The organism is Mucilaginibacter sp., assembly GCF_028288105.1.
Lineage (GTDB): Bacteria > Bacteroidota > Bacteroidia > Sphingobacteriales > Sphingobacteriaceae > Mucilaginibacter.
This window is the reverse complement of sequence record NZ_JAQBOI010000300.1, coordinates 18,979-29,496: the sequence shown is the minus strand read 5'-3', so window position 1 is coordinate 29,496 and position 10,518 is coordinate 18,979. Positions and strand designations below refer to the sequence as shown.

At 42.5% G+C, this 10,518-nt stretch carries 12 protein-coding genes; 2 read left to right on the top strand and 10 right to left on the bottom strand.

Annotated features, from left to right (window positions below):
* From hutU to JWQ85_RS19955, 3 genes are all read right to left on the bottom strand, one after another.
* Positions 1 to 1,116 (bottom strand): urocanate hydratase (gene hutU / locus JWQ85_RS19965; RefSeq protein WP_299471135.1); only part of this gene is annotated, 1,116 nt, incomplete at its 3' end.
* Positions 1,094 to 2,653, bottom strand: coding sequence for a histidine ammonia-lyase (gene hutH, locus JWQ85_RS19960; protein ID WP_299471133.1), 1,560 nt, complete (start codon positions 2,651 to 2,653; stop codon positions 1,094 to 1,096). The genes hutU and hutH, both read right to left, overlap by 23 nt.
* Positions 2,640 to 3,143, bottom strand: a complete 504-nt coding sequence (locus tag JWQ85_RS19955) for a helix-turn-helix domain-containing protein (protein WP_299471131.1) — start codon at positions 3,141 to 3,143, stop codon at positions 2,640 to 2,642. Before JWQ85_RS19955 ends, hutH begins: the two co-directional genes overlap by 14 nt.
* Positions 3,144 to 3,301: 158 nt before the next feature.
* Here JWQ85_RS19955 and JWQ85_RS19950 point away from each other — a divergent pair, with 158 nt between their 5' ends.
* Together JWQ85_RS19950 and JWQ85_RS19945 are read left to right on the top strand one after the other, a co-directional pair.
* On the top strand, positions 3,302 to 3,745 hold the full coding sequence (locus JWQ85_RS19950) for an SRPBCC domain-containing protein (RefSeq protein WP_299471129.1): 444 nt from the start codon (positions 3,302 to 3,304) through the stop codon (positions 3,743 to 3,745).
* A gap of 63 nt (positions 3,746 to 3,808) precedes the next feature.
* Entirely contained in the window at positions 3,809 to 4,480 is a 672-nt protein-coding gene (locus JWQ85_RS19945; protein ID WP_299471127.1) for a basic secretory protein-like protein, read from the top strand.
* Between the two features lie 344 nt (positions 4,481 to 4,824).
* Here the strand turns inward: JWQ85_RS19945 and atpG are convergent, their stop codons facing one another.
* The 7 genes from atpG to JWQ85_RS19910 all read right to left on the bottom strand — a co-directional run bounded on the left by atpG (position 4,825) and on the right by JWQ85_RS19910 (position 10,451).
* On the bottom strand, positions 4,825 to 5,724 hold the full coding sequence (gene atpG / locus JWQ85_RS19940) for an ATP synthase F1 subunit gamma (RefSeq protein ID WP_299471125.1): 900 nt from the start codon (positions 5,722 to 5,724) through the stop codon (positions 4,825 to 4,827).
* A 126-nt stretch (positions 5,725 to 5,850) separates the two neighbouring features.
* A complete protein-coding gene (gene atpA, locus JWQ85_RS19935) occupies positions 5,851 to 7,425 on the bottom strand; it encodes a F0F1 ATP synthase subunit alpha (RefSeq protein ID WP_299471123.1) in 1,575 nt (524 codons plus the stop codon).
* 33 nt (positions 7,426 to 7,458) lie between these two features.
* A complete protein-coding gene (gene atpH, locus JWQ85_RS19930) occupies positions 7,459 to 8,007 on the bottom strand; it encodes an ATP synthase F1 subunit delta (protein ID WP_299471121.1) in 549 nt (182 codons plus the stop codon).
* Positions 8,008 to 8,092: 85 nt separating this feature from the next.
* On the bottom strand, positions 8,093 to 8,587 hold the full coding sequence (atpF, locus tag JWQ85_RS19925; RefSeq protein ID WP_299471119.1) for a F0F1 ATP synthase subunit B: 495 nt from the start codon (positions 8,585 to 8,587) through the stop codon (positions 8,093 to 8,095).
* Positions 8,588 to 8,692: 105 nt separating this feature from the next.
* Entirely contained in the window at positions 8,693 to 8,902 is a 210-nt protein-coding gene (gene atpE / locus JWQ85_RS19920) for an ATP synthase F0 subunit C (protein WP_067062340.1), read from the bottom strand.
* A 47-nt stretch (positions 8,903 to 8,949) separates the two neighbouring features.
* Complete coding sequence (gene atpB, locus JWQ85_RS19915) at positions 8,950 to 10,032, bottom strand: F0F1 ATP synthase subunit A (protein WP_299471117.1); 1,083 nt, start codon at positions 10,030 to 10,032, stop codon at positions 8,950 to 8,952.
* A 32-nt stretch (positions 10,033 to 10,064) separates the two neighbouring features.
* Positions 10,065 to 10,451, bottom strand: a complete 387-nt coding sequence (locus tag JWQ85_RS19910; RefSeq protein ID WP_299471115.1) for a hypothetical protein — start codon at positions 10,449 to 10,451, stop codon at positions 10,065 to 10,067.
* Between the last annotated feature and the right edge of the window lie 67 nt (positions 10,452 to 10,518).

Genomic DNA, 10,518 nt, shown 5'->3' with positions numbered 1-10,518 from the left:
GCCGGATAGGGCTACCCACCTGAACGGCCCTTTACCCTCGCAAAACAATGGACGGATGAAGGCCGGGGTAAATCCCGGGAAATCATAAGCATTTTGCTCACCGCCCTGTTTGGCAAACTCGCGCAGGTTATTGCCATAATCAAACGTTACCGAGCCAAGCTTTTGCAACTGCAACATAAAGCCCACATGGCGTGCCATGCTTTTTAACGACAGGCGTTTGTATTTTTCCGCATCTGCTTTACGTAGTTCGGCGGCTTGTTGTAGCGTTAGTCCGTTTGGTATATAACCATTCAAAGGGTCATGTGCCGAAGTTTGGTCGGTAACCATATCGGGTACAATACCATCGGCAATTAATCTTTCCAGCATATCACCAGCATCGCTCACTAACCCAACCGATAAAGTTTCGCCTTTTGCCATGGCATCCTGTACCCAGCTAATGGCTTCCTCGTAAGAGTGGGTAAGCCTATCTATATATTTACTATCAATTCGTTTTTGGATGCGGGTAACATCTACATCGGCACCTAAAAATACAGCACCTGCCATAGTCGCGGCCAGTGGCTGCGCGCCACCCATACCGCCAATACCGGCACTTACAATTAGTTTCCCTGTAAGGTTATTATTAAAATGCTGGCGGCCTGCTTCCACAAAGGTTTCGTAGGTGCCCTGCAAAATGCCTTGTGTACCTATATAGATCCAGCTGCCTGCGGTCATCTGCCCGTACATCATCAGGCCATCGGCACGCAGTTTATTGAAATGTTCCCAGGTTGCCCATGCAGGTACCAGGTTACTGTTGGCTATTAAAACCCTTGGTGCCTGCGGATGGCTACGGATAATCCCCACCGGCTTACCCGACTGCACCAAAAGTGAATGATCCTCATCCAGCTCCAGCAAAAGCTCTATTATTTTCCTTAGCGATTCCGGGTTACGGGCTGCCTGGCCAATGCCGCCATATACCACTAACTCGTCGGGGTTTTCGGCAACCTGACCGTTAAGGTTGTTTAGCAGCATGCGCAATGGCGCTTCTGTTTGCCAGCTTTTGGCATGCAGCTGGTTACCCACCGGCGCATAATACACCGGGTGCTTAGCGTAGGTATTAATAAATTCCGAATTCGTCATCGTCACTTATATTGATGTTATGTTTTTCGGCAGTTTCCGTCGCGGTAGACAGAAACTGGCCGCTTATAATTAATTGATGTAAAGCGTTTATATCTTCAGCAAAAACCCTGTCTTCTTTAATAAAGGGCACATGCTGCCTTACCAGTTCATGGCAGCTTTCAATTACCGGGGCAGACTGTAACGGTCTCCTGAATTCAAGAGCCTGCGAGGCATAAAGCAGTTCGATAGCCTGTATATATTCAATATTATCCAGCACCATATGCAGTTTTCGCCCGCTGATAGAACCCATAGAAACATGATCTTCCTGCCCTAATGAAGTTGGTACGCTATCGGCACTGGCCGGGAAACACATGGTTTTGTTTTCGGTAACTAAAGCGGCCGTGGTGTATTGCGGTATCATCAGGCCGGAGTTGAGGCCGGCATGTTCCGTCAGTAATTTTGGCAAGCCATAACGGCCTTCGCTCATGAGGTAACAGCGGCGGTCGGCAATATTACCTAACTCGGCGGCGGCTACGGTGGCGTAATCCAATGGTAAAGCCAGCGGCTGCCCATGGAAGTTACCGCCGCTTATCGTATCGTCGGCATTAAAAATAATTGGGTTATCGGTAACGGAATTCAATTCAATTTCGGTCAGCTCTTTTAAGTGCAGCCAGGCATTACGGGATGCACCATGCACCTGCGGCATACAACGCAACGAGTATGGGTCTTGTACCCTATCGCAACCTATATGTGAGCTACCTATCACCGATCCTTCCAGCAAAGCAGCTAAGCGCTTCGCCACGTGCTTTGTTCCTTTAAAAGGGCGAATGGCATGTAACCTTGCATCAAACGGACGGGAGGAGCCCATTAACCCCTCCAACGACATGGCGCCGACAAGGTCGGCAAGGTTCAACGCATTATTTAAACGCTCCACCGCTTTTATAGCAAAGGCCAATATAAATTGAGTGCCATTGATAAGGGCAAGGCCTTCTTTAGGGCCTAAAACCAATGGCTGTAAATTATGCTCTTTTAAGATCTCTCCCGCAGGGTGTTTTTCATCACCAATATTCACATAACCCAAACCTATTAACGGCAGGAACAAATGTGACAGCGGCGCCAGATCACCAGATGCACCAACCGAACCTTTTTCGGGCACAACCGGAATAATATCATTATCGATATGCCAGATGATGCGTTCTAAAGTTTGCGGGACAATACCTGAGTAACCCTGAGCCAAGGCATGCACTTTGGTGATCAGCATCAGCTTTGCTATTTCCTGCGGGATAGGTTTGCCTACCCCCACGCTGTGACTTTTAAGAATGTTGCTTTGCAATAGGCTGGTATCTTTTTCAGAGATGCGGGTATCGCAAAGCGGGCCAAAACCTGTATTTATGCCATAAACCGGCAGTTGCGCGTGGACTATCTTTTCCACCTCCTTCCACGAGGTATTGATACCAGCCGCGGCTTTATCGTTAATAACACCCTTTACTTTGCCGGCTGCAATATCCAGGCAAATGCCTATAGTAAGGTGGTCAATACCGTAATTAAAGTTTTTCATTTGGTATTGGATTTAATTTTTCGCCAACCTTTCCGGATAAGTTATACGCACGGAATGAATTTTCTAAAGCGGAAATGGCAGGAAGGATCTCGGCTATCTTTATATCTGTTGCCTCCAGCTCATTCATGCTGGCGCTTATGGCATCCCAAACAGGAAGGATCTGTTTCAGCAGTTCGCGGCCTTTATCTGTAAACTGCACCAACTGCCTGCGACCATCATCTGCACAAACGGTAGTTTCTACCAGCTTACGGTTTTTTAGGTTTGTTATCAACTGACTTGCTGCCGGGTGTGATACCTCTGTTTGCTCGCTCAATTCTTTTATAGAAAGGGAATCGTTTTTTGAAAGCAGATAAAACACAGGGAACCAACTGGCATCAAACTCGATACCTTCGTTTTGATAAATACGGTTTATTTCGGCCAAAAAGGTTTCGCTCATCCGCCTAAGGCGGCTGCCTAAAACCAGGTATCCTAAACTTTGGTACAAATTCATAATGCAATTTATATAAGTACTTATATAAATGCAAGTTTATTTTATTAATTATTGATAATCAGCTAAAACTTGTCCCGAAACACCTTGCAACTCGTCGCGTTTGCACCCCCTGAATAATAGATTAATCATACATCTTTGTAATATAAAAACTAACCATTATGAAAGAGCAATTTAAGATCACCATCAACGCACCCCGCAAAAAGGTTTGGGAAGCACTTTGGGGCGAAACCACTTATCCGAAATGGACAGCCCCTTTTTGCGAAGGATCGAAAGCTATAACCGATTGGCAGGAAGGCAGCAAGGTTTTATTTACAGATCGCGAGGATCGTGGCATGATTTCTATTATAGCCCGGAATATCCCATATGAACATATGTCATTTAAAATGTTGGGCGAACTTGTTAATGGCGTTGAAGATTTTACGAGTGAGAACGCAAAGAAAATTGCAGGTGCTTTTGAAAATTATACATTAACACCCGATGGTAATAAAACCTTGCTTGTAGTTGACTTGAATGGGCTAAATATGGACAAGGGCATAATGGATTATTTAATGCAAAGCTGGCCAAAAGCGCTTGATGCCTTAAAGGAAATTGCCGAAAAATAATTTTGTATCAGGCTTTTTACGGTTATAATGCCTGCAATTACGCATTTAAGCTATTTTTGCAGCATGAAAAAACACACCATATTAACCATACTATTACTCAGCTTAATCTGCCAAACAGCATTTTCTGCCGGCATCGATACTTTAAAGAAAAACGGCTACACGCTTATCGTATCCGGTAATGATGAGCATTTTGATAACGCTATCAAAGAGAAATTGATCAGTACCTTTTTTATCGTTTATCCAAAAATCGTGAAGGAATACAATAAGAAGAGTTTGAAACAGGTGGTTTTCTTTATTGATACGGCTTACCATGGTGTGGCCGCTACAGATAATGGCCGCGTGGTTTTTAGTCCCTCTTACATGACCAAACATCCTAATGATATTGATGTGGTTACCCACGAAGTAATGCACATTACCCAGGATTATGGCAGTTTTGACGGACCAGGCTGGTTAACAGAAGGCATTGCCGACTATGTACGTAATGAGCACGGCGTAGCCAACGATGCGGCTAAATGGCGCCTGCCAGATTATAAATCAACCCAAAACTATGATAACGCCTACCGCATAACCGCACGCTTTTTAGTGTGGGTAGAAACAAAGGTTAAAAAAGGAACCGTTAAAAAATTAGATAGCATGATGCGCAATCATACCTACATGGCTGAATCATGGACTAAACTAACAGGTAAAACCGTGCAAGAGTTATGGAAGAGCTATTCGGAGAACCCGGCGATATAGTATCTCCCATATTGATTATAATTATACAACAAAGGCTTTCCAAATTGGGAAGCCTTTGTTGTATAAATGCATGTGTTATGAATAAAGCGTTTTATATTTAAAGCGCTAAACCTTGTGCATGAATAATAGCAAAGCGACATATATTTTATACGTCTTTATTAGCCTTTACATTATTACAGCTATAACTGTATTGGTAGGATCATCGCAAGGTGTAGATTGGGACCCGGGTACATGTGGCTTTAAACAAGAAAGGCTTTCCAAATTGGAAAGCCTTTCTTAGTATCGGTATGTCTTCGACAAGCTCAGACTGACAATTTTGTCATGGTGAGTTTATCGAATCATTATCAACCGCCTAATGCTGCTGCACCACTTACTATCTCGGTAAGCTCGGTAGTGATGGCGGCCTGGCGTGCCTGGTTGTATGAAAGTTTTAGGGCTTTCAACAGGTCGCCTGCATTTTCAGTTGCTTTATCCATTGCGGTCATACGTGCGCCATGCTCAGATGCATGCGAATCTAACACTGCATGATATAACTGTATTTTAATATTCTTAGGAATCAATTGCTCTACTATCTCCTCTTTTGAAGGTTCCAATATATAATCAACCTGCATTGCTTTAGGTTCATCTTTAGTTGTAGCGGTGGCTTTAATTGCTGTCTTTGGAACAGGCAATAACTGCTCTGTCACCTGGAACTGAACGGCAGCATTACGGAAATGGTTATAAACTATTTCAACACGGTCGTATTCACCATTTAAAAAGCCCTGCATTATCCCTTCAGTAATTTTTGAAGCATTGATGAAGTTCAGGTCAAGGTACAGGTCATTATTGTTACCAATAACATTGTACTTACGGCGCTGATAAAACTCCTGGCTTTTTTTACCTATAGCAACAATAGATACGTTACCGGCACTTAACTGCTTGCTATATTTCTCAGCTATGAGGTTATTGGCCATTTTAATAACATTCGCATTAAAAGCGCCTGCCAAACCACGGTTTGATGATACAACAACAATTAATACACGTACCGGTTCGCGGTCTTGTAAAAACGGTGAATCACCATCTTCAAGGCTTGCCGATAGATTGGCCAACAGATCTTTCAATTTGTTGGCATAAGGGCGTAATTGTACAATAGCATTGGTTGCCCTTTTCAGCTTAGCTGCCGAAACCATTTTCATGGCCTTGGTTATTTGCTGTGTTGAGCTTACGGATACTATCCTGTTTCTTACTTCTTTTAAATTAGCCATTCTTTAAGATGTGCAAATTTCAAATGTGCAGATGTGCAAATTGCAGCACCACACGAGTTTATTTATTTATGTTTAGGTTTCAGATGTGCAAATCATCTGCACATCTGAAATCCGCACATTTGCATATTAGTACTTACCTGCCAGTTCTTTAGCTACTGTTTCCAATACGCCGGTTAACTGATCATCAAATTTACCTGCTTTAAGGGCTGCCAGCACTTCTGGGTGGCGTTGCTCTAATTGGTTGGTATATTCGGCTTCAAATTCTCTGATCTTGCCAATCGGTACGTTACGCATCAGGTTTTTAGTACCCAGGTAAATAATAGCTACCTGTTTTTCTACCGTTACCGGCGAATATTGGCCTTGTTTAAGGATCTCAACGTTACGCGCACCTTTATCAATTACGTTTTTGGTTGAAGCATCTAAATCCGAACCGAATTTAGAGAATGCTTCAAGCTCGCGGTACTGGGCCTGGTCAAGCTTTAAAGTACCCGCAACTTTCTTCATTGATTTGATCTGCGCGTTACCACCCACACGTGATACCGAAATCCCTACGTTAATAGCCGGACGGATACCTGCAAGGAATAAGTTAGACTCCAGGAATATCTGGCCATCGGTAATCGAGATTACGTTGGTTGGGATATATGCTGATACGTCACCCGCCTGGGTTTCGATAATAGGCAATGCTGTTAATGAACCGCCACCTTTAACGAGGTGCCTGATAGACTCAGGAAGGTCATTCATTTGCTGCGCGATATTATCGTTAGCGTTCACTTTTGCAGCACGCTCTAATAAACGGCTGTGCAGGTAAAATACGTCACCAGGGTAAGCCTCACGGCCCGGTGGGCGGCGTAGTAATAATGATACTTCACGATAAGCAACCGCCTGTTTAGAAAGATCATCATAAACGATCAATGCAGGGCGACCAGTATCGCGGAAGTACTCGCCAATTGCAGCACCTGCAAACGGAGAGAAGAATTGCATTGTAGCAGAGTCTGCAGCACTTGCCGCAACAACTATTGAGTAAGGCATAGCACCGTTCTCTTCAAGTGTGCGTACAATATTTGCAACAGTTGAGGCTTTTTGGCCGCAAGCTACATATATACAGTATACCGGGTTACCGGCATCGTAAAATTCTTTTTGGTTAATAATGGTATCAATACAAACAGCAGTTTTACCGGTTTGGCGGTCACCAATAACCAACTCACGCTGGCCACGGCCAATAGGGATCATCGCGTCGATAGCTTTGATACCAGTTTGTAATGGCTCGGTTACCGGCTGGCGATAGATAACACCCGGAGCTTTACGCTCTAAAGGCATTTCGTAAGTTTGGCCTAATATTGGGCCTTTACCATCAATTGGGTTACCCAAAGTATCTACAACACGGCCAAGCATGCCTTCGCCTACGTTGATCGATGCAATACGGTTGGTACGTTTTACATTGTCACCTTCCTTAATATCGTCAGATCTTCCTAACAATACCACACCTACGTTATCTTCTTCAAGGTTCAATACGATACCTTGCAAACCGTTATCAAATTCAACCAGCTCACCTGATTGTACTTTAGTTAGCCCGTAAACACGTGCAATACCATCACCCACCTGGAGTACAGTACCCACTTCTTCTAATTCAGATTCTGACTTAAAGCCTGCTAATTGCTGACGCAAAATTGCTGATACTTCGTCTGGTCTTACCTCTACCATTTTTTGAATTTATTTTAGAGTTTTAATTTAATATTATTTGATCGCGATTTGCGCAAATTCCTTTTTCATACGCTTTAAGCTACTGGCAATGCTGGTATCAACCTGCCTGTCGCCAATAGTAAGCACAAAGCCACCAATTAATGATGGGTCAACTTTATCAGCAAGCTTAACAGTACCGCCAATTGCCTGCTGTACATCATCAAGCATTTTCTTTTTGTTCTCGGCAGATAATGGAGCGGCTGTAACAACCTTAGCATTAGTAATATGGTTCTTTACATCATACAGCCCAATAAACTCGTGCGCGGTAGTATATAATACTTCGCCACGGCCTTTGTTAACCATTATGTTAAAAAACGCGATGCTTACCTTGCTAACCCTGGTGCCAAAAACATCAGCCAGTATATGTACCTTTTTGGTGTGCGATATAATAGGGTTGCTTAAAACAGCCTTCAGTTCCGGATTGGCTTTCAGCGTATGCAAAAACAGATCCATATCATTCTTAACCGCTTCAAGGGCGTTTTGCTCCTGCGCAAGGTCAATTAATGCTTTCGCGTATCTTAATGCTACTGTTATTTCTGACATCTTTTTTGAGATTTGAGACTTGAGATCTGAGATTTGAGACTATTTTCTGTCTCACGTCTCCTATCTAATATCTCTCATGTCTATATTATAATTTCACTTCTTTTAACAGGTCGGCAACCAATGCATCCTGTTTGCCCTGGTCTTCAAATTGCTTACGCAATACTTTCTCAGCGATTTCTAATGATAAAGCTGCAACCTGGTTTTTAACATCAGCCATAGCAATGGCTTTTTGATTGTTTATCTCGATACGGGCAAGTTCAATCTGGCGTGCACCTTCTTTATGCGCGGCATCTTTAGCCTCGCCTATGATCTGGTCTTTAACCTTTTTAGCTTCCTGTAAAATTGCGTCGCGCTCAATACGGGCTTGTTTAAGCAGAGTTTCGTTCTCGCTGGTTAAGCGGCTCATCTCTTCTTTAGCAGCCTCGGCTTTTGAAAGCGCATCTTCAATAAAACGCTCACGCTCATCAAGGGCACCCATAATAGGTTTCCAGGCAAATTTGGCAAGTAAGAAAAACAGTACGGCAAATGATACCGTTGTCCAAAACACTAAACCAATATCGGGGGTAACTAATGGATTCATTATTATATGATGTATATATTTTAAAAAATCAATTTTAATAACCGTTCCCGCAGCCAATCGCTACGGGTACGGTTAATTTTTTAATCCTCTTAAAGGGATGAAATATTATTTCAAGCCTAAGAAAGAAACAACCACAGCAAACAAAGCAACACCTTCAACAAGTGCGGCAGCGATGATCATTGCAGTTTGGATTTTTGAAGCAGCTTCTGGCTGACGGGCAATACCTTCACAGGCTTTACCACCAATTTGACCGATACCGATACCGGCACCAATTACTGCTAAACCTGCACCAAGTGCAGCGATACTTCCAATCATTGTTTTAAATTTAAAGTGAATATATAGTATATAATTATTTACAAATATTAATGGTGATGCTCTTCAATAGCCGTACCGATAAACAAAGCGGTTAACAGCGTGAAGATAAACGCCTGCAATGCTGCTACCAGCAATTCAAGTACATCCATAAACACCACAAAAGCAACTGATATCGGTGCAATAGCAAACGACTGGAACACAAATATCAATGATATTAAACTAAGCACTATAATGTGCCCTGCAGTGATGTTAGCAAACAAACGTATCATTAAAGCAAAAGGCTTTGATATGATACCTACCAGCTCAATAACCCACCATAAAGGCCAGATCCAAACAGGCACATCAGCCGGAACAAAAACATGCTGCCAGTAATGTTTGTTACCATTTAAGTTTACCACTATTAATGTGATAACCGAAAGCACAAGCGTTACCGCAATATTACCCGTTAAGTTTGCACCACCCGGGAAGAAAGGCACAAGACCTATCAGGTTATTTATCCAAATGAAAAAGAATACGGTTAACAGCAACGGCATAAAGCGTTGATATTTGTAACCAATGTTTGGGCGGGCAATATCGTCTCTTACAAAAAGGATAATAGGCTCCATAAAAGACTGTAAGCCTTTTGGCGCTTTACCCTGGCGTTTTTTATAGGCCGATGATACGCTTAAGAATATAATTAAAAGGAATGCTATAGACATCCACATACTTACCACATTACGGGTAATAGAAAAATCATAAAGCTTGCTTGTAGCAGCCTCATCAACTTCGCCAGCCTCGTTAACTATCTTAACTTTATCGTTAACCAGTTTATAATTGTAGTTGCCTTTATATACACCGGCAGCCCCTGCTTCATGTTCGCCAGCTTCGTGGGCCAGTTTACCAGACGAAAACATCTCTAAACCTTTATCGGTATAAACAATTACAGGCAATGGCAGGTGGGTATGGCCAATAATATGCAACGAATGTGAATCAGCAATGTGCTCTAAAACCACTTCGCCTGGCTCAAACTTTTTTTCAGCGCCTTCAGTGTGCTCAGCGTGCTCTGCTTGCGAAAACGCCGGTATCGAAAATGCGGTCAGTGTTAAAAAAACGGCACAAATTCGTAAAAGTGTAAAAATTTTTGATTTCAAAATTGAGCTTTTATACATCTAAATAAAGTTTTTTACTTTAAATTTTGGTTGCGCAAGTTACGCAACAAAACGTAAACTTCAAAGGCCGTATTTAAGAAATATAAGTAAAAGAAATTGCCCGCAAAAACACCCTTTTCCACCTTGTTTTTGAGCAAAAAAATCACCATAAATGCCAGGCAGGCCAATATTTTAAAAGTAGTCCCGGCCAAAAAAACCTGGGCGTAATTTTCGGGGTTTATTTTTTGGGTAAATAATATGGCAATAACTACTAAAAATGTAAGGCCGGTAATGTAGGCGAACATGCCCCAGAAATGCGGCATCAATAAATTAGCGTTTCCGGTAAATGAAAGGCATACCGGTAATATGGCCAAAGCCACTACAAAAATGGCAAACAAAATAAGGGTAGGTTGTATTTTCATTAGAGTTATCTGTTTTTTAATGGCAATGAAGCTATCATGAGTTTATTTATTTCAGTTTTTGAGCGGT